Raw genomic sequence first — 20,869 nt, 5'->3', positions numbered from 1 at the left:
TAGAATGTTCCGCGGACACCCACCATTCACCCGCCTGAACGAACCTGCCATGCAACGTCGCCAATTTCTCAAGAACTCCGCCGTCCTCTCCACCGCAGCGCTGACCGCCGGGGTATGGAGTGAAACCCGTGCCGCCGATTCTCTTTCACCCAACGAAAAGCTCAAGGTGCTCTGTGTCGGGACGGCCAACCGTGCCGGCGCAAACGTCGATGGCGTCAAGGGCGAAGACATCGTCGGTTTGTGCGACATCGATTCCAAGTACCTGGCCGAAGCCGCGGCACAATTCCCGTCGGCCAAGACCTATCGCGACTATCGCGAAATGATCGCCGAAGAAGCCGACACCGCCGATGCGATCGTGATCTCGACGGCAGACCACAACCATGCGCCCGCGGCGATTCGAGCCATTCGCGCCGGGCTGCATTGCTACTGTGAGAAACCGCTGACCCACACCGTTCACGAAGCGCGGCTGATCGCCGAAGCGGCCAAGGAAAAAGGTGTCGCCACGCAGATGGGCACACAGATCCACGCCGGCAACAACTATCGACGCGTCGTCGAAATCATTCGCGCCGGAACGATCGGTGACGTCGCCGAAGTACACGTCTGGGTGGGCAAAGGCTGGGGCGGCGGCGAACGCCCCGAATCAGGCGATCCCGTTCCGGAACATTTGGATTGGGATCTCTGGCTCGGCCCGGCGCCGGAACGCCCCTACAAAGCAGGCCGCTATCACCCGGCCAACTGGCGTCGTTGGTGGGACTTCGGACAAGGAACCCTCGGCGACATGGGATGCCACTACATGGACCTGCCCTTCTGGGCGCTGGACCTGAGACACCCCACCCGCGTTGCTGCCGAAGGGCCCGAAGTGCATCCGGAAACCTGCCCGCTGGGATTGACGGTCCACTATGAATTCCCTGCCCGCGGATCGCAGGTCCCGGTCAAGATGACGTGGTACGACGGCGACCACATCCCCAAGACCGTGGCCGGCGAAAAGGTCCCCGGTAGTGGTGTGATGTTTGTCGGTAGCGAAGGCAAAATGTTTGCCAGCTACGGCAACTACCGCCTGTACCCCGAAGACAGCTTCAAAAACTTTGAGCCGCCGACCCCGACGATTCCCGATTCGATCGGTCATCACCAGGAATGGATCCACGCCTGTAAAACGGGCGCCGAAACGACGTGCAACTTTGATTACTCCGGTGCGCTGACCGAGTCGGTGTTGCTGGGCAACGTCGCCTTCCGCACCGGCAAGGCGCTCGATTGGGACGGCAAACATCTCAAAGCGACCAACTGCCCCGAGGCCGACGCCCTGATCCAAAAAACCTACCGCCCCGGCTGGGAAGTGGCGTAAGCTTCCAGCTTGCGATCAAGTGGCTAAGCTTCTAGCTTGCGATCCCCACCGTGGTGTAAGCTTCCAACCTGCAATTCGCAAGCTGGAAGCTGACGCCACTTTTGTTGCATCCTCCATCACGACTTACCATGCGAAAGCTCTACCCCTTGGCTCTGGCAACGATGACCTTGCTCTGTCCTGTCTTTGAAACCTCTGGTGACGAAGGCATGTACTTGTTCAACGATCTGCCGGTTGATCAGCTGAAATCGAAGTACGACTTTGAGCCTTCGCAGGCGTGGGCCGACGCGTTGCGTTTGTCTTCGGTGCGGTTCAACAGCGGCGGTTCGGGATCATTTATCTCCAGCGATGGTTTGGTGCTGACTAACCATCATGTCGCCAGCGACACGTTACACAAACTCAGTTCGGAAGACCGCAACCTGATCGATGACGGTTACTTGGCTAAGTCGCTGGACCAGGAACTCAAAGCTCCCGATCTGGAACTGAACCAATTGGTCTCGATCGAAGACGTGACCGAGCGTGTCAATGCTGCGGTCGCCAAGGACGCTTCGGTTGCCGATGCGGCGACCCAGCGACGGGCGGTGATCGCGGAAATCGAAAAGGAGTCGACCGACAAAACCGGTCTGCGCAGCGACGTGGTGACCCTCTTCGGCGGCGCGCAATATCACTTGTACCGTTACAAGAAATACACCGACGTGCGACTGGTTTGGGCTCCCGAAACCGCAGCCGCGTTCTTCGGCGGCGACGCCGATAACTTTGAATACCCTCGCTACAATCTCGATGCCACCATCATGCGGGTCTACGAAGACGGCAAGCCCGCCAAGTTGGAGCATTTTCTCCGCTGGAGCGATTCCGGCGTCAGCGAAGGCGATTTGGTCTTCGTCAGCGGAAACCCCGGGCGGACGCAGCGGATCTTCACCGTCGAGGCGCTCAAGTTTTTGCGTGACTCCAGACTGCCGTACGTCTTGGATTACCTTCGCCGCAAAGAGATCATGCTGCAGCAATTCGGCTTGGAAGGCGCCGAAGCGACGCGCCGCGCCCGGGACGAGTTGTTCGGTGTCCAGAACGGCCGCAAAGCCTACACGGGGATGCTGGCCGGATTGCAAGACCCCAGCACCATCGCGACCAAACAGGCACGTGAAACCAAGTTGCGCGCGGCGGCCGAATCGGATCCCGAGCTGAGCGGAACCGAAAGTGCCTTTGCCGAGATCGCGGCCGTGCAGGCCGAAAAGAAGAACATGCTGGGACAGACCGTGACGTTCCGTTCGCGGTTGTTCGATCTGGCGCTGACGTCGGTTCTGCGTGCCGCCGAAGACGAAAAACCCAACGGCGAGCGATTGCGGGAATTCACCGAATCGGGGCGTGAGTCGCTGGTCCAAGATCTGCTCAGCACGGCACCGATTTACCGAGACCTCGAGCGCGTCAAACTGGCCGATGAATTGGCCCGTTTCGTCGAAAGTCGTGGCGGCGACAACGAATGGGTCGCCGTGGTCTTGGACGGCAAGGGACCGCGTGAACGAGCGGCCGAATTGATCGAGGGCACCAAGCTGGACGACATCAGCGTCCGTAAAACGTATCTCGACGGAACGCTTGACGACATCAAACGCTCCGACGATGCGTTGATCGATTTGGCGCGCAAGTTGGAACCCGAGTATCGCCGGATTCGAACCATCAACGAAGAACTCGATGAGCGCGAACGCCAAGCTTATGCCAAGATCACCGCGGCGGTCAGCAAGTTGCAAGGGGCATCGGGATACCCGGACGCGACGTTCACGCTGCGATTAGCTTACGGTCAAGTCAAAGGGTACATGCAGGACGGCGAACGCATTGAACCGGCAACGGATTTTGCCGGGGCCTTCGAGCACGAAGCCCAACACCAAGGTCAAACGGATTTCGATTTGCCGCCCTCTTGGAATCAAGCTAAAGACAAATTGGACCTGTCCACACAACTGAACTTTGTCTGCACTGCGGACATCATCGGCGGCAACAGTGGTTCGCCGGTGGTCAATCGCAAGGGTGAACTGGTCGGGTTGATCTTTGACGGCAACATCCAAAGCCTGACCAGCGATTACCTCTACACCGACCAACAAGCCCGTGCGGTCAGCGTTTCCGGTGTCGGAATCCTCGAAGCCCTCCGCAACATCTACGGAGCCGACCAACTCGCCAACTCCATCGGTAAATAAAGTGGGGTAAGCTTCCAGCTTGCCTCTCTTGAAGCTTTAGCTTCAAAGTGGAGTCAGCTTCCAGCCAAAGCAGTCGCAAGCTAGAAGCGTTACGCCACTTGGACTTAATCACCGGCGGCGATGGTCAGCATCGCTTTGAGTGTTTGCTGGTCCACGTCTGCTCGTTTGAGCAACAGCACCGATCCGTCGGCAAGCAGCACGCGTGCATCGTCGCGGTCGCCGAAGACATCGTTCATCAGATTGTCCTGAGAAATGATCCACGGCGTCGGGTCGGCCCAGTGAATCGAGGCGTCGTCGGGCGCCTCGATCAGCAGGATCGTGTTCGCCACCGGGTCGGTGATGTCCTTCAGTCGTTTCGGCGGACCATCCCCGTGCCACAGCGATCCGGGAAACACCGGGGCGCGAATGACGGTGTGGCCGACCGGCAACTGCTGACTGCCGAACCCGGCGGGCACAGTCCTTCGCAGTCGTGCGTTCTCGTCGGCATCCCATGGCAGATCGAGTCGAATGCTGCGATACAGCGCCAGGTTGTCGATATCCGGCAAAACCGCGACCAGCCAACTGTGCAGCGGATTGCCGTCGCGATCGACGAAACAACGGGGCGGCAGATGTTTCTCGCGGTTGTGATAGTTGTAAAACGCAATGCCTAGCTGCTTCATGGTCGAGACGCGTTTTGACCGGGCTGCCGATTGGCGCATTTCGGATGCCAGCGTTTCAACAAACTCAATGGTTTTGCGGTCGATCTCCACGATGATCCGTTGTTGCTCGCGATTCAGTGTCACGCCGGCTAGCATCGGATCGAACTGTTGTTTGATCGCTGCCAACGATTCGTGGATGCGGTCGGTTGCTTCGTCGTTGACGGTGTCCAAAGACAGGCGAACCAGCGGATCCGGCGGAGTGCGGACCGAGAGGATCAGTCGATGAATGTCAGCGACCGCCTGGCGCGGTGAAACCTTGACAGGGAACCGGTAGGGTGCTGCTGCCGGCCACAACTTGGCCAGTAACTCGCGCGACGTGTCGGGCAATGTGATCACCGCGGTATGTTGCAGCCGATTCGCGTCGCGAAGCGGAGTCAGGATGTCGTCGTGACTGATGGGAGTCAACGATTCAATGCGATCGAGTTGATCGGGCGTTCCGAACAGCAGAGCGGACCCCGAAGGCGCGATTCGGACGTTCTCGCCGAACAGGCCTTTGATCGAATCGAACAGCGTCGGTGCCTCTGTCGTCGGAATAACAACCAGGGGCGAGCGATCGCTGAGTGTTTGCTGCCCCGCCAAGACGTAGATGCGACCGGCTTTTCCCGCTTTGAGTTTTCCGATCAGATCTTTCACCATGGCCGTGTCAGAGGGTCGATCCCCTGTCAGGTTTTGGACGGTTTTAAAAAACGCGTCGACGTCCAGTTTTTCCCAGTCGATCTCCGCGACCAGCAGGGTTGATGCATCGATGTACGCCGAAACGGGATGGCTTGCCGCGAGATCGTTGATCAGAGCCCCACCGGGCAGGCCTTCGCGGACTTCTTGACCGACGGCGAGGGAGATCAGAGCGGCGCTGAAGACCATCCATAACGCGACGGCTCGTTGTGCGGCAGTGGCTCGTTTGAACAGAATCATTTGGTCACCTGCAATTGGATCGTGAGTGTCGGGTTGGTTTGGTTGCTTGACCCTGCCGCACGCGACAGGGTGGCTTCGGTGGGCGTCTTTCGAAGGTAGACGAACGGCTTGCGCGAGATCGGGTCCAGCCAAGCTGGTACGGGGGTGAGCTTGTCGATCGCATCGGGCAACGCCCCTGTTTCGGCGGCGTGCATCCGCAACGCTTCGAGTGTCAGCAGTTGATGATGTTTCTGTTTGACGTCCAGGCCCCGCGAGGTCGCACTTGGGAACGAGGGCAACATGATGCGAGCCAATTGTCCTCCAAGTGTGACGGTGTCCGGTGAAACCCTCATCGCCGCCTCACGCCGGGCCTTGTTATCGGCCCACAATTCATCGGGCAACAGCGACCAAGCCAACCAACGCTCGCGAATCCGGGTCAGTTCAAAATCGCTCGCTCGCAACACGGCTTCGGCGTCAGAGAGTTCATCGACGCGTTCGTCCCAGTCCTCGTTTTCCAGCAACAACTGACGAGACGGCTGAACCATCATCGTGATCAACACACCGGTCGACAATTGATGCAGGAAAGTCGTTTCAGCCGTCGTGTCGACCGAGTCAAACATCGTCGCAATCGCATCGGACATTTCCTTGAGTCGAATCAACGCCTTGGCTTCGCCGATGATTTCGTCAGGCAACTCGTTCAGTCCGACGAGACTGCCGGCGTGGTAGGCCGTCGTCGATTCGTACTCGATCGCTGCACGCATCGCAAAAAGCGGATCGACGGGCAATCCTGCCAGCGCCCAGTACAGGTTGGGGCAATTCGGCTGTTGGATCATCGATTCAATCGTATCGAGCAGGGATTCGGAGATCGCAATCCCGATCAACCGACTGAGCAGCGTGTTGGTGCTGTGGGCGGTGATTTCGGAGAGTCGGAATCCCAAACGCAGGTCGTCGACCGCATCGTCCCAGCGATTTTCAGCCGCCGCGACGCGAGCACGCATGCAGAGCAGACGTGCCAAGTCTCGCGATTCCTGCAGTTCAGGAAGCAGCGTCGCCAGTTTCTCGGCAAACGTCATGTCTTCCAAACCGAGATCGTATTTCAAGTCCATCCAATTCTCGCCCGTCCGCAAGACGTCGATCGCGGTGCCAAACGGCGCGTAGCTCGCCTTCGCATCCTCGACCGGAAGCTCGTCGATCGGGATCTCCGTCCAGGCGTCGTAGCGATCCAAAAAGTCACGTTTTTGTTTCGCTGAGACCTGAGCGACCAACAGCATGGATCGATTGACCGCCACCATCGCATTCCGCGGACGATGTCGCTCGGGTGCCGGCCACAGTCGATAACGCAGCGGAGGGTCGCTTTGGGGCCGGGCATGAAGCAGCAACGGCGGCGAGCGCGGTTCCGGTTCGGCCACCGCTTCACTTTTTTCGACCGTCGGCGACAGCATCACTTGTCCATGGCTGACCTGCGTCCAGCCAAACACAGCGAAGCAGCAAAGCAGGGCGGTATGTTTGCGGGGGAAAACAATCATCGTGGGTTGACCTCGAGTCCAAGAGAAAATGCGTCAAAATCCCCGACCGACAGTGTCTCGCGGGGAATCATCGGGTCATCGTGAGTCACGATCCAATGGGAACGCGGAAGATCGTCCAGGGAAGCCCCATGAAACGCGGTCAGTGTGTCGGTCGGCGGCTCACGTAATTTCCAGTCGGGTTGCCACAGTCGCGCGAGCTGTTTGAAATCGAATGGTTTGATGGCCAACGAGGCCGGCGCGAACTCTGAATCCGTCTTCGGAGCGATCGAAGGCGATTCGTCAGACTCGTTTGCGTCGTCGTCCACGTCCTGCATTTCAGCGTGGCGCAGTGACTCAGCTTGGCGCAGTGACTCAGCGTGCCTTGAGTCGGAGGAACCGACCGTGCCCTGTCGGTTCGCTCCATCGCCGCCCGCCAACGCACCGGAATCCAACGTACCGGAATCTGTCTCCAGGGATCGTTGCCCGACCCGATAGGCGACCGGCGTGGTCAACGCGGCCGTCAACAGGCTGGCTGCGACGACCGAGAGCCAAGTCATGGGGCGACGTGATGGCGTGACGCGATGGAGGGGCTGCTCGCTACCGGCGCGATACCCCGCTTCGTACAGAACGCTCACCAAACCGGGTTGGTCGCCTGATCGTTGTCCGTCGGGCATCGCAGTGGGAACCAACGCCCGCAATTGCTCGGCAAACGCTTCATCGAGTGGATCGTTTGTCTCATTCATCGCTGATGACTCCTTGCACGGAGACTCCCGGGCGAGCATCGGGAGCGGGTTCGAATCGTTGTCGCATGGTACGAATTCCTGATTGGAAGGTGCGATGGGCCGTCGATCGCGAACACCCGATGACTTCGGCGATGTTGTCGAAACTCATTTCGCCCCACAGATGCATCACGATGACCTGTCGCGTCTGGGACTCCAGCGTCACAAGCGCTTCGGTCACTCGCTCGGCATCGAGTTGGGTTTCAATCTGACGGTGCGCGTCGTCAAACCAAACCGAACCCTGCGGCGTCTGCTCACGACGGCGGCGGCGATCTCCGCTGCGCCGCCACTGCAACAGTTGGTTTCGCGTCACGGTGACCAGCCAGGCGAACGGGTCGTCCGGAGTCGGTGATTGTCGGGCGAGCTGCAGAAACGCCTCCTGAACCGCATCCTCGGCCGGTTCGCCGATCGCGCGAGCGATCAACAACAATCGCGACGAGCAGCGGTTCCACGTTTCGGCAAGCTCTTGGGGAGGCATCGGCATCACGATCGGAGGATTCTTCCGACGCCCTCGGCGCCGCATCTGATACAAGGATGTTACCGACCGGCGCTCGTCTCAGGGTTTTCTGAAGATTCTCGGACATTCCTCGGTGAACGCCACGGTTGAACGCAATCGCGTTGCTTAACGCCTCGGCGGTTGACGTGTGGTCTCAGTTGGCTGGAGTTTCACTCTCGGAACCACTCATGACAGTCCCCAGATCTCCAGTCAGCACCTCGCAAACGTGCATGTCCAAGTGCCGTGTCCCCGTCCGTTTTGCCAGACATCCTTGCCGTCCGCAGGTTCCGTACGGAGAAGGCAGAAAGTGGAACAAGAGTCCAAGCCGCAACGTGAAGCTTTCGAGCTGAACAGCCCCACCTCGGCCGGAAATCTCGAAATCCGCCCCTTCAGACTGTTCCTGGGCCATCCCTCGGTTTGCAAGTTCAGTCGAAAACAAGAGAATACAGAAGCGAATGATCAGCCGACCCGAGGATAAGACGGCCAAATACTTATCCACCAGAGGATTAGGCGGCAAATAAACAGCCCCACCTCGGCCGACCAGGTAATCAACAAGTTCTGCGAATTTAGCAGAAACGGCGGTCACCGATGATCCAATCGCCGCGCGCATGAGAGCACATTGAAATTCCCAAATCCCTATCGTACTTCTTCATCGACCGAACGTCGTCCTAAAGACAAAGCGGAATTGCCAACTTCGGTTGCAGTTCTCGCAACGCTGCATCTTACGGCAGGTGTAGTACTTGCGATCTATTTGACGTCCGCCCTTTTTCAGGCTGTGAAAGACTACATATTTGGTTTGGAGATATGATGGACGCGCCCCCGCTGCTGCAAACACTTGCTGTTCCATTGATACTTGCTGTTTCATTGATCACAACGGGCATCGGCCTATTTTTAAACTGGCGTTTCGCATGGTGGCTAGCAACAGTCACTCACTGCATTCTCGCGATCCTGGTCGTGCTAGCATACGCATGTCTCATGTACATCCTCATTGAGGACCTGCAAACGCCGGCGTGGAAACGCGGCAGGTCTTCGATAGGTGCCAGTCCGGTAGGTTTGGCGGTGGTGACAATGATTTATATTGTGGTGCAAACAATTGCAGCAATCCCGCTAGTCATCCTGATTCGAAATCGACCCGATAGTCGTATTGCATCTGCCAATGTCACCCATGAGGTTTAAGTTCTAGTTGCCACAAGTTCAATGGCTCACGGAGACCTTGCAATACCAGCCGATGCAAGCAAGTCGCCGAGTTGAGTTTTGCGAAGTGGATGATCATTTGAGGCGACCGCGTGATTCGTGCCGTTCGCGCTGCCAACCGACGCCTGACGGCAACGGACCACCTCTTCTCTGTGTCCCTCCGTGATCTCCGTGGTTGACGATACATCCGGGGTTTGATTGGTGCGCTCGTAGTTCGCCCACCGGAATTCATCAGGCCTCTGTTTCCTAGGATTCGCTCCTGATGTCACGGTTCGATAGGCGCGCTCGACTCGGCCGAACGAGGCAGGCCGACGCCTGCCGATCCCAAAGCTGACGCCAGCTTCTTGAATCCTTTGGCCGCACGTCGTCAGCGTTTTGGTGCGGTAGGCGTCTTGATCTCTCGTGGCCCATTGTATGATCCGCGGGCGCATGACTCCCCCGTGACTCGCGTCGTGTGGTCCGCGGTGTTTTTCTTTGATTGAAAGACAAAACCGACCGAACGCACGACGCGCCATTCCCCCGGGAGTCGAGCGCCTTTGGATGTTGGAAGTGCACCATTGAGATCAAGACGTCGTTGCCAGCACAACGCTGATGAACTGCGTGCAAGAGAGTTCGGAAGCGGACGGTTCGGCGGAGGGACAACGATCGTAGCAAGCGTGGGCCGTGGGCGATGCCCGCGCCGCAGACACAGTGTCTGCCGGCTGGGATTTCGCGTCTTGGATGACGATCACGCCGATCGGTCGTTGACTCTTGCCTGGGTTCGCTGGAACTCGCTGCGACCCCGTCCGGGGTCGTGGGGTGGAGTGGGTACGGTGCCCGGAGGTGGCACTGCGCTGACCTCCGGCTACTCGCTGTGATCCCTCGGGGATGAGGACATCGCCTTTCGCGATCCTTTTTCGCCGCCCCCCCGTCTCCGCTTAATCTTCCTACCCCAAAATCTTCTTACCACGCACGTTACCGCTTCCTCGCTCCGTCAGATCCCCTGACGGTGATGGTGAATGGATCCCCACGATCAATCGCGAGGGCGAACACGAGGTTTGCCGGTGGTGTCACATTTACCTGCCGCTGTCACGAGGCGGATAATTTCGTAGGGTGGTGGTTTCCACTCCAATTCTTCGCGGCTTTCCCTGTTTCCCCGTTCCATGAACTTCAAACCATCCAGCCCCCGATTGAAGCCCGAGCGAACGTCGGAACCTGACAAGGCCGTTGTCGCGCCCGCGAACACCGAAGCCCGGGCTGCCAGCGAGGAAGCGTCCCGAGAGCCGTCCCAGGGTGGAGCGTCAGTGACGGATCCGGACCCGCAAGCGATCCCCCGCGACCAGTTGGTGATCGAGCATGCGATGCGTGCCGACCAGTTTCGGCTCCGCCGCCAACAAAAGCGTCTGTCCAATGAAGAATTCGAATCGCGTCTGGCCCAATCGATCGCCCGACGCCGACAACGCGAATCGTACACGCCGCGACTGGACTACCCGGCCGAATTGCCGATCACCGGCTACAAGGATCAGATCATCGAACTGATTCAGTCGCGTCAAGTGATCGTGGTGTGTGGCGAAACCGGCAGCGGCAAGAGCACCCAACTGCCCAAGTTCTGTCTGGAAGCCGGACGCGGTCGCGCCGCGATGATCGGTCACACCCAGCCGCGACGACTGGCCGCCCGCAGCATCGCGACGCGGTTGTGCGAGGAGATGCAGTGTCAACTCGGACAACAGGTCGGCTACCAGGTTCGCTTCGGCGACCAGACCGGTCCCGACACGATGATCAAACTGATGACCGACGGCATCCTGCTGGCGGAAACCGGTTCGGATCGATTCCTGGATCAATACGACGCGATCATCATCGACGAAGCTCACGAACGCTCGCTGAACATCGATTTCTTGCTCGCGTACCTGCGGGGCCTGCAGCAAAAACGCCCGGATCTGAAAATCATCATCACCTCGGCAACGATCGACGCCGAACGGTTCGCCGAACATTTTGGTGACGAACAAGGACCGGCACCGATTTTGACCGTCGAAGGCCGCGGCTATCCCGTCGAGATGCGTTATCTGCCTTGGGAAGACGTCGCCGACGAGAACCGTTCGTATGACCTGGCGCACCATGTGATCGCGGGGATCAAAGATCTGTCGCGCGGTCACAGCGGCGGCGGTGACACGCTGATCTTTCTGCCCACCGAACGCGACATCCGTTTGGTGTCGCACCGCGTGGCCGGACACTACAAACGTCTCGGGCTGGAGGGACGTGTGGAGATCTTGCCGCTGTACGCGCGGTTGCCGCAAAAGGATCAACAACGGATCTTCCATCCCAGCGGCCAGAAACAACGGTTCATCTTTGCGACCAACGTCGCCGAAAGCTCGCTGACCGTGCCCGGCATTCGCTCGGTGATCGACACCGGCACGGCACGCATCAGCCGCTACAGCCCACGCAGCAAGCTGCAACGATTGCCGATCGAACCAGTCAGCCGTGCGAGTGCGGACCAACGCGCCGGTCGCTGCGGCCGCGTCGGTCCCGGCGTCTGCGTGCGACTGTATTCGCCGATGGACTTTGAGTCCCGTGATGCCTTCACGACACCCGAGATACGTCGAACCAACTTGGCTTCGGTCGTGCTGCAAAGCAAGATGCTGGGATTCGGATCGCTGGACGCGTTGCCGCTGTTGGATGTGCCGCGACCGGAATCGATCCGCGAAGGCGTCCAGACGTTGCTGGAGCTTGGTGCGATCGACGAACAACAAGAATTGACGGCGATCGGAAAGTCACTCGGCCGCATGCCGGTCGATCCGCGGATCGGACGCATCATCCTGGCCGCGGATGAGCTGGGCGTGTTGCCAGAAATCTTGCCGATCGCGGCGGCGATGGAAATCCCCGATCCCCGCCAACGTCCGCAAGACCAGCAGCAAGCGGCCGACCAGGCGCACGCGGAATTCCGCGACGCCGAAAGCGATTTCCTTTCGTTTCTCAGACTGTGGCGCTATTACGAACAGGCCCGCGCCGATTGCTCGCGGGCCAAGCTCACACGACAACTGCGTCGGCGTTTCCTGTCACCGACACGGATGCGGGAATGGGCCGATACCTACCGCCAACTCCGTGAGATCGCATCCGACCTGAACCGCTCGCGGGCCGCCGGTGCATCGTCGCCGCGACGGCGAATCGGCGCGATTCAGTTCGCCGACGATCAAACCAAGCAAACGATCGACAAAGAACGTTACACGGCGGTCCACCAGGCGCTGTTGAGCGGTTTCCTGTCCGGCGTCGCCATGGCCGGCGAAAAAAATGTTTACCTGGGGCCACGGAATTTAAAGCTGTTCCTGTGGCCCGGCAGCGGCGTGTTCGAATCCAAACCGAAGTGGATCGTCGCTGCCGAGCTGGTGGAAACCAGCAAACAATATGCACGCACCGTGGCGAAGATCCAGCCGCAATGGGTCGAAGCCATCGGCGCCCACCTGCTCAAGTCGTCCTACAGCGATCCACACTGGAGCCAGAAGTCGGGCGGTGCGTTTTGTTACCAACGTCAATCCTTGTTTGGGTTGCCGATCGTCGTCCGCCGCCGCGTGCCGCTGCCGCCGGTCGATCCGGCCACGGCACGCGACCTGTTGATCCAGCACGGACTGGTCGAACAGCAATTGCAAACCAATGCCAGGTTCGTGAGACACAACCGATCGCTTCGGGAATCGTTCGAAGTGCTGGCGGCGAAAACGCGACGACGCGACATGGTCGTCGATGACTTTGTTGTCGCGCAGTTCTATCAACAGCGTTTACCGGCCGACGTCTGTGACAAGGGACGACTGGAGAAACTGGCCAAAGCCATGCCGGTGCCCGATTGGGCCCGCCGGCTCACCGATTCGACGGCGCTGTCGGCCTGGCTGCATGACCGCCCGGACGTGCCGGCCGACGAGACCACGTTGTTCATGATGCCGTCCGATTTGATCGACATCGCCACGGATGAAATCTCCAGCGACGCCTTTCCCGATCAGCTGACCGTCGGCAAGACCGAACTGCCGCTGAAGTATCGGTACGAACCCGGCGCCGAAGATGATGGCGTCAGCTTGCGGATCCACCAAGCGGCGGTCTCCCAAATCAGCGACGATCGACTCGGTTGGCTCGTCCCAGGGCTGCTGCCCGGCAAGATCATCGCGATGATCAAATCGCTGCCCAAACGGATCCGCCGCAACCTGGTTCCCGCTGCCGATGTCGCCCAGCAAATCTACGAGGAACTGTTGCCGCAATATGGCCAAGTCCCGTTCATGCCGGCGCTGTGTAGTGCGATGTCGCGCCACGCGGAAATGACGATCAGCGAATCCGATTTTCAAGACGAAAAACTGGAGGAACATCTGCGGTTCCTGATCTCCGTCGTCGATGACGAGGGCAAGCTGATCGCGCAAGGTCGATCGGTCGAGCCACTGGCCCGGCAATTCGGAGGCGGTGGCGGCGAGGCATCCAGCGACGCCGGCGGCCAGATGGATACCGAGTTGCCCAGCGAACCGATGCGGTCCTTTGATCTGGATCATCTGCCGGTCGATGTCACACGCGAGCGCGGCGGTGTGCGAGTCGCGCAGTACCCCGCACTCGTCGACCAGGGGGATCATGTCACGATCGGATTGTTCCCCGACCAAGCGTCTGCCGATTCGATCATGCGGCAAGGCCTGACCCGGCTGTATGCGATCAGCGAACGCGCGGAACTGAGACGCCAAGTCCGTTGGTTGCCGGAGTTGAACGAAACCAAGATCCGACTCGCCGGTGCGGTTCCGGCAGCCCAGTTCGAACCGTCATTGATCGACCTGTTGGCGCGGATCGCTTTTGTCGAAAACCAAGCCCTGCCGCGGGGCCGCGAGGCATTCGAAGCGCGGCGGGTCGATCGCGGCGAACGCATCTCCGTCGCCGTTCAAGAAGTCGCGAAATGGCTGACCCAGTTCGGCCAGTCGTACTTGAACATGCGGAGCGAAATTGAATCGCTTTCCACCTCGCGTTTCGCTGCCGCCGGCAAGGACGTGCAGGAACAGCTCCGCTGGCTGGTTCATCCTGATTTCTTGTCTGTCACACCCTGGCAGTGGCTGCAGCACTACCCGCGCTATCTGTCGGCGATCACCTATCGGTTGGACAAACTGCGTAGCGGTGCCGGATCACGCGATCAATCCGGTGCGGAAACCGTGGCCGGTCTCTGGCAGCAGTGGATCGCGCGGTTTCCCGATGCAGAACAGCATCCCAAAGCACGCTCGGCGGACGAATTTCGCTGGATGATCGAAGAATTGCGTGTCAGCCTGTTTGCCCAGCCGCTAGGCACCTCGATCAAGATTTCCGCCAAACGCTGCGAAAAATGGCTGGCGTAACAGTGACCGCGACCGCTACCGCTTCGTTGACCCTGGCAACCCGAGGGCTAAATCGGCCAAAAAAAATATTAAAGTCGAAACACGCTCCGTTATCGGACGATAACGGAGTATTCTATGGCGGTGCGGTCTCTTTGAGCATTCGGAGTCGTCCGCTGCATGAAGAAGTGGCAGTTTTGAAACAATCCGTCGCCAGAACGACACACCCCTGGTTGCATCGGAGTCAATTCGAGATTGCCAAAAATTAATTTCCGAGTCGTTTTTCGTGTGAAAAGAGGATGAATTCCACGGTCAGGACCCAAGAAGTGGGCGGCAAGGGCGAAAAAAGGCATGCGGCTTGCTGCTACTGAAGGAACGTTCCCCAAAGAACCTTTGTTAATACGATGAACCCCGAGCTTGGTGGGCGCGTCTAACTGGCAGAGACGACGTGGGACTGAGATTCAGTTTCCAGCTTTGATCACATCACAACCACCCCCAACCGGAGGGTTTCGATATGTCGACATCCAGCGACAAACAAACGCCAAGTTTGAAGAGCGAATCGGCCAAGCAGGTGATCACGACGAATTGGGATCAGTTCACCGCGCTGGTCGAAGACGTCTCGCGGGCGGAGTTTGCCACGTGGCTCGACGAAGAGCTGATCCAACTGGAAAAGGATCTGGATCGGTTCGTGACCAGCAACTCCCGGTACAGCGGTCGTCGGTAACGGCATGAACATCTGGTCGCCTGGCCGTTTGCGTTCGATCGCATTCGGCCGGGTGTCCCCCGGTAGCGACGCCACCACGGCATCGTCGCGAACCGACGCTGCCACTCTCCTGCACGCTGCGATGCTTCTGCACGCTGCCACTCTCCTTCACACTGCCACTCTTCTTCACGCTGGGACGACCGACGCCTTTTCTTAGCGATCATCGTGATCGAATGTCGGAACCCTTCCAACGGATCTCGCCGAGCGGGCATTGTCGATCCACGGGCTGTTCGCAAATCAAGCCTCGGCCGTCCAAGGTCCAGACGTATTCGCTACGGCGAAAATCGTTATTCTAGGTCTCGATGACGACCGGGTCGCAATCCACTGCCTTTTGGAACGAGCGACCGACCGTGGCTGCGAGCGAGCCCGGTGGCGTAACGGGGCAACTGCTGTCGCGCAACCGCGCAACCGTTGGGGTGTGGCAGCGATTGAAACAGGTCGAACCAACGAAAACAGGTCGTTTGGATTGATGGGCCACCGTTGAGGGCAGCCCGATCGCCCTCGTTAGGCCCGCGGTCGTCACGGCCAGCTTGCAGCGACTTTCCGACCGTTCACACGACGCAGAGGGCATTTGTGACCAAATTTGATAGCGAGATGGCCCGTCGTACGCGGGAGTTTGATTGGTCGAGCACTCCGGTTGGCCCGATGGAAGATTGGCCAATGGGTTTGAAAACGGCCATCCAAATCATGCTCGGCTCACGCTATGCGATGTGGGTGGGATGGGGTCCGGAATTCACGTTCTTTTACAATGACGCCTATTCAGAGATGACGCTGGGTCCCAAGCACCCCTGGGCGCTCGGCCGACCTGCCAGTGAAGTCTGGTCCGAAATCTGGGATGACATCGGACCGCTGGCGGAATCTGTTCTGCAAACGGGGCAAGCAACGTGGGACGAAAGCATGTTGCTGTTCCTGGAGCGGAAGGGGTTTCCGGAAGAGACCTACCACACGTTCTCCTACAGTCCGCTGCCGTTCGACGGCGGGGGCGAACGCACCGGTGGCATGCTGTGTGTCGTGACCGAGGACACCAAACGCACCATTGGCGAGCGGCGTCTGGCGACCCTGCGCGAGCTTGCCGCCCGCACGATGGATGAAGCCAGGTCGATCGATGAGGCTTGTCGTACCGCCGCAGAAATTCTTGCGGGCAATCCCCAGGACCTGCCGTTCGCGTTGATCTATCTGTTCGATCAAAAGACCTGCCGGGCACGGTTGGCGGGGCGGTGCGGCCTGACGACGGAACACCCCGCCTGCCCGGCGGTCATCGACGTCAGCAAAGACGACAGCCTCTGGCCGCTGCGGGAGGTCATCGATCACGAGCGGGCGGTTGAGTTAAGCGATTTGTCGACGCGGATCGGTCACTTGGATGTGGGGATCTGGCCGGAACCTCCTCAAAACGCCATGGTCGTCCCGCTCGCCAAACCCGGACAAGATCTGCTGGCAGGATTTTTGATCGCCGGTGCGAGCCCGCGATTGGAACTCGACGACAGTTATCGTGGCTTTTTCGATCTGTTGGCCGGACAATTAGCCGCCGCGGTGGCCAATGCCGAGGCTTATGAAGCGGAGCGACGTCGTGCCGAGGCGTTGGCGGAATTGGATCGCTCCAAGACGGTTTTCTTTTCCAATGTGAGCCATGAGTTCCGCACGCCGCTGACGTTGATGCTCGGGCCTGTGGAAGACTTGTTGTCCCGCCGCGGCCTGGACCGATCGCCTGCCGACACGGAACAACTGGAGGTGATCCATCGAAACGGATTGCGATTGCTGCGACTGGTCAACTCGCTGCTTGATTTCTCACGGATCGAAGCCGGCCGAGTGCAAGCTCAGTTCCAGGCGACCGATTTGGCGGCGTTTACGAGGGAACTGGCGAGCGTGTTCCGATCGGCCATTGAACGAGCGGGTTTGCGTTTGCAGGTCGAGGTGGACGAACTGTCCAATCCGGTCCACGTCGACCGCGACATGTGGGAAAAGATTGTCTTGAACCTGCTGTCCAATGCCTTCAAGTTTACCTTCGACGGTGAAATCGTCGTCACCCAGCGAGAGGTCGACGACCAGGTTCGACTGACCGTACGAGACACCGGGACAGGGGTTCCCCAAGACCAGATTCCCCGGCTGTTCGAACGGTTTCACCGCATCGAAAACGCCCGCGGACGCACGCATGAGGGCAGCGGAATCGGACTGGCGTTGGTGCAGGAATTGGTCAAGTTGCACCAGGGCACGATCACGGCCGAAAGTGCGTTGGGCCAAGGCACCTCGTTTACCGTCTGCATTCCAATCCGTCGTGAAGCCGCATCGGGCGAACAGGCGGTTGATGGCAATGACGCCGTTTCGACGGGGACCGGATCGACGCCCTATGTCGAGGAAGCGCTGCGATGGCTTGCGGACGACCTTGTGGGGGAAGAGGATTTTCCAGACCCGCCACGGATCCAACCGCATCCCACGTCGGTTGCCGGACCGATCGCCGGAGAGATTGCGGAAACTCACGATCACCCACGTTCGCGCATCTTGGTCGCCGACGACAACGCAGACATGCGGCAGTACATCAAGCGGTTGTTAAGCGACGACTATTCGGTGACGGTGGTCGCCGATGGGCAAGCGGCCTGGGAACGGGCACAGGCGGAGCATTTCGACTTGATCTTGACTGATGTCATGATGCCGCGACTGGACGGCTACGGACTGCTCGCGCGACTACGCGAGAATCCGCGGACCCGCGATATCCCGATCATCATGTTGTCGGCCCGCGCTGGTGAGGAGAGTCGCGTCGATGGAATGGAAGCCGGCGCCGACGATTACCTAGTCAAACCATTCAGTGCCCGCGAATTGGTCGCGCGGGTCAGGTCTCATGTTCGGATCACCCGACTGCGTCGCGAGACCGCAGAAGCGCTCCACGAAAGCGAGAGCCGGCTTCGATTGGCGCTGACGGCCGCCCGGATGGTGGCTTGGCAGTGGGACCCGCATGCCGACGTCGTTCACTTTTCAGAAAACGTGGTCGACATCTTTGGGCTGCAACCCGATGCAATCCCCAAGGACAGTGAGTCTGCGTTCAAACTTGTCCATCCGGACGATCTCGATCGCGTCGATTCAATTGTCCAGTCCGCCATTGCCACCGGCGGAGAATTTCAATTGCAATTTCGGGCCATCCGTGCAGACAACCGAAGGGTCATCTGGATCGAAGAGCGGGGCCATGCGGTCGTCGATGCATCGGGAAAGACGCTGCGACTGGTCGGCGTCGTCGTGGACATCACCGATCGGAAACGTGCCGAAGTGGCAATGCGGGAGCGCGCCGATCAATTCCGCGCGATGGCTGACAACGCACCGACGATGCTGTGGATCACCGAACGCGACGGTTCGTGTACGTTCTTGTCTCGCGGCTGGTACGAATTCACCGGCCAGAGCGAACAACAAGGGCTGGGCTTCGGCTGGATCGATGCGGTTCACCCCGAGGACCGCGAACGAATTACTCGTATTTTTAAACAGGCGAATCAACGCCAGGAAGCGTTCTCGTTTGATTATCGATTGCGACGGGCTGACGGAAAGTACCGCTGGGCAATCGATGCGGCTCGACCGCGATTCAACGAGGAAGCGGAGTTTGAAGGTTACGTCGGCGCGGTCATCGACGTTCATGAACGCAAGCAGGCCGAAGAGTTCCGGGCGGGACAAGCCGGCATTCTGGAGATGATCGCCAACGAGCAGCCCGTCGAAGAGATCCTGACCGAGCTGGTCAAATCGGTGGAATCACAAATTCCTGGTTCCTTCGGATCCGTGCTGTTGCTCGACGAGGACGGACAAAGACTTTGCCACGGAGCGGCTCCCCACTTGCCCGACGATTACAACGCTGCCGTCGACGGGATCGAAATCGGGCCCAACGCCGGATCGTGTGGCACCGCGGCCTATCAGCAACAACGCAACATCGTGTCGGACATCAACCACGACCCTCGTTGGGCGCAGTACAAGGGACTCGCACAACAATACGGTCTGAAATCGTGTTGGTCAGAACCGATCTTTGCTGCCAATCGATCCTTGCTCGGGACGTTTGCGATTTACTTCAGAGAATCAAGAGAGCCGACACAGCACGAACAGGAACTGCTCGAAGCCAATGCGCGATTCGCCGGCATCGCAATCGATCGTCCCAGGGCCCAAGCCGAGCTGCGCGAAAGTGAAGAGAGTCTCCGCGATGCGCTCAATGCCGCCGGCATGGGACGTTGGCGAGCGGATTTGTCCAGCGGCAAACACACCCGCGATGCCAACCTCAATCAGATCCTCGGTTTTGAACCCGTCGAAACCGTGGGCCCGATCGAAGATCGATTCACCCTTGTTCATCGCAACGACCGTGAGGTGGTCGAGCAGGCGTGGAAACAAACCATCGAGTCCGAAGGCATCTACGAAGCGGAGTTTCGTGTCGTCAGACGTGATCAAACCGTTCGCTGGCTTCGCGAACGAGGACGATTCAAAAGACGTGAAAACGAAGCCTCGGGGTTCGTGACCGGGCTGACACAGGACATCACCGAACAACGAGAATTCGAACGTTCGCTCAAGAAAGCGAGGCAATTGGCCCAGGCCGCCAGTACCTCAAAGAGCGAATTCATCGCCAACATGAGCCATGAAATCCGCACCCCGATGACGGCCATTTTGGGCTATGCCGAACTCCTGGAGGAGCACGTTAATGACGACCTGGCCCACCAGCATTTGCGGACCATCCGCCGCAATGGCGATTTTCTGCTCGACATCATCAACGACATCCTGGACCTGTCCAAGATTGAAGCCGGCAAGCTGGAAGTCCTGCGGGAGTATTTTTCGCCACACAAGTTGATCCAGGACGTCCGATCGATCATGGAGATCCGTGCCCGCGAAAACCAGTTGACGTTTACCGTCGACTACCGCGGCGATATCCCAAGCCAAATCGAAAGTGACCCGAAACGACTCAAACAGATCTTGATCAACCTGCTCGGCAACGCGGTCAAGTTCACCAAACAAGGCAGCGTGTCCCTGGTCGTGGAGTTACTCGACGGCGGCCAACCGATGCTGCAGTTCCAGGTCATCGACACCGGTATCGGAATTTCGGCGGAACAACAGCGACAACTCTTCCAGCCGTTCTTTCAAGGGAACGCCCGCGTGTCGCGCGAATTTGGCGGGACAGGACTGGGCTTGGTCATCAGCCAGCGTTTGGCCAACATGCTCGGTGGTGGAATCTCGGTCCAAAGCGAACTCGGACAGGGAAGCACCGTGACACTGCAAATCGCCGCCGGCGACTTGGCTGGAGTGCCGATGGGGACAGTCGCCCACGATGCGGCTGAAACCGATCCTGCCGAACAACACAACGAACAACGCAACGAACAACCGATCCCCTTGAATTGTCATGTGTTGCTGGTCGATGACCGCCGCGATATCCGTTTGCTTAGCAAACACATCCTGCAAAAGTCCGGCGCCCGAATCACCGAAGCCAATGACGGTCTGAAGGCGCTCGAAGCCGTCGCGGCGACCGAGTCCAATGGAGAGGCGTTCGATATCGTGTTGCTCGACATGCAGATGCCGAACTTGGATGGCTATGAAACCGCCGGCCGCTTGCGAGCGAGAGGGTTTACCAACCCCATCATCGCGCTCACCGCCGACGCGATGCAGGGTGACATGAAACGTTGCGTCGACAGTGGCTGCGACGATTACCTCAGCAAGCCGATCGACGCCGATCAACTGATCCGAAAAATCCGTCAGTTCCTTTCCTGATCCACGCCGAATCGA

Annotated in this window: 10 protein-coding genes; 6 read left to right on the top strand and 4 right to left on the bottom strand. The window is 59.0% G+C overall.

Translation table 11 applies throughout. The annotated features are described in order from the left end of the window. Nucleotides 1–49 precede the first annotated feature (49 nt). Together TBK1r_RS14295 and TBK1r_RS14290 are read left to right on the top strand one after the other, a co-directional pair. Entirely contained in the window at nt 50–1,342 is a 1,293-nt protein-coding gene (locus tag TBK1r_RS14295) for a Gfo/Idh/MocA family protein (protein WP_145211701.1), read from the top strand. A 128-nt stretch (nt 1,343–1,470) separates the two neighbouring features. Then, nucleotides 1,471–3,522, top strand: coding sequence for a S46 family peptidase (locus TBK1r_RS14290; protein ID WP_145211698.1), 2,052 nt, complete (start codon nt 1,471–1,473; stop codon nt 3,520–3,522). Nucleotides 3,523–3,626: 104 nt separating this feature from the next. Here TBK1r_RS14290 and TBK1r_RS14285 read toward each other — a convergent pair whose 3' ends face one another. From TBK1r_RS14285 to TBK1r_RS14270, 4 genes are read right to left on the bottom strand one after another with little or no spacing between them, the layout of a single operon-like run. Then, nucleotides 3,627–5,132 (bottom strand): DUF1559 family PulG-like putative transporter, encoded by a 1,506-nt coding sequence (locus TBK1r_RS14285; RefSeq protein WP_145211695.1) that lies wholly within the window; start codon nt 5,130–5,132, stop codon nt 3,627–3,629. Further along, complete coding sequence (locus TBK1r_RS14280; protein WP_145211692.1) at nt 5,129–6,637, bottom strand: hypothetical protein; 1,509 nt, start codon at nt 6,635–6,637, stop codon at nt 5,129–5,131. The genes TBK1r_RS14285 and TBK1r_RS14280 overlap by 4 nt, the downstream gene beginning before the upstream one ends. Continuing rightward, nucleotides 6,634–7,359, bottom strand: coding sequence for a hypothetical protein (locus tag TBK1r_RS14275; protein ID WP_145211688.1), 726 nt, complete (start codon nt 7,357–7,359; stop codon nt 6,634–6,636). Before TBK1r_RS14275 ends, TBK1r_RS14280 begins: the two co-directional genes overlap by 4 nt. Beyond that, entirely contained in the window at nt 7,352–7,879 is a 528-nt protein-coding gene (locus TBK1r_RS14270; protein WP_419581345.1) for a sigma-70 family RNA polymerase sigma factor, read from the bottom strand. The genes TBK1r_RS14275 and TBK1r_RS14270 overlap by 8 nt, the downstream gene beginning before the upstream one ends. An 816-nt stretch (nt 7,880–8,695) precedes the next feature. On the opposite strand from TBK1r_RS14270, the gene TBK1r_RS14265 reads away from it, so the two are divergent. From TBK1r_RS14265 to TBK1r_RS14250, 4 genes are all read left to right on the top strand, one after another. After that, nucleotides 8,696–9,067 carry a hypothetical protein gene (locus tag TBK1r_RS14265; protein WP_145211682.1) on the top strand — a complete coding sequence of 124 codons (372 nt, stop codon included), beginning with the start codon at nt 8,696–8,698 and terminating at the stop codon, nt 9,065–9,067. Between the two features lie 1,160 nt (nt 9,068–10,227). Beyond that, nucleotides 10,228–14,403, top strand: a complete 4,176-nt coding sequence (gene hrpA, locus TBK1r_RS14260; protein WP_419581344.1) for an ATP-dependent RNA helicase HrpA — start codon at nt 10,228–10,230, stop codon at nt 14,401–14,403. A 490-nt stretch (nt 14,404–14,893) separates the two neighbouring features. After that, nucleotides 14,894–15,103: a hypothetical protein gene (locus tag TBK1r_RS14255; RefSeq protein ID WP_095741367.1), complete on the top strand. Its 210-nt coding sequence runs from the start codon at nt 14,894–14,896 to the stop codon at nt 15,101–15,103. A gap of 699 nt (nt 15,104–15,802) precedes the next feature. Continuing rightward, nucleotides 15,803–20,854: a response regulator gene (locus tag TBK1r_RS14250; protein ID WP_419581343.1), complete on the top strand. Its 5,052-nt coding sequence runs from the start codon at nt 15,803–15,805 to the stop codon at nt 20,852–20,854. Nucleotides 20,855–20,869 lie beyond the last annotated feature (15 nt).

The sequence above is a fragment of the Stieleria magnilauensis genome, from assembly GCA_007753675.1.
GTDB classification, from domain to species: domain Bacteria; phylum Planctomycetota; class Planctomycetia; order Pirellulales; family Pirellulaceae; genus Stieleria; species Stieleria magnilauensis.
Note: the sequence above shows the minus strand (reverse complement) of the source record. Positions and strands in the feature narration are given on the sequence as shown.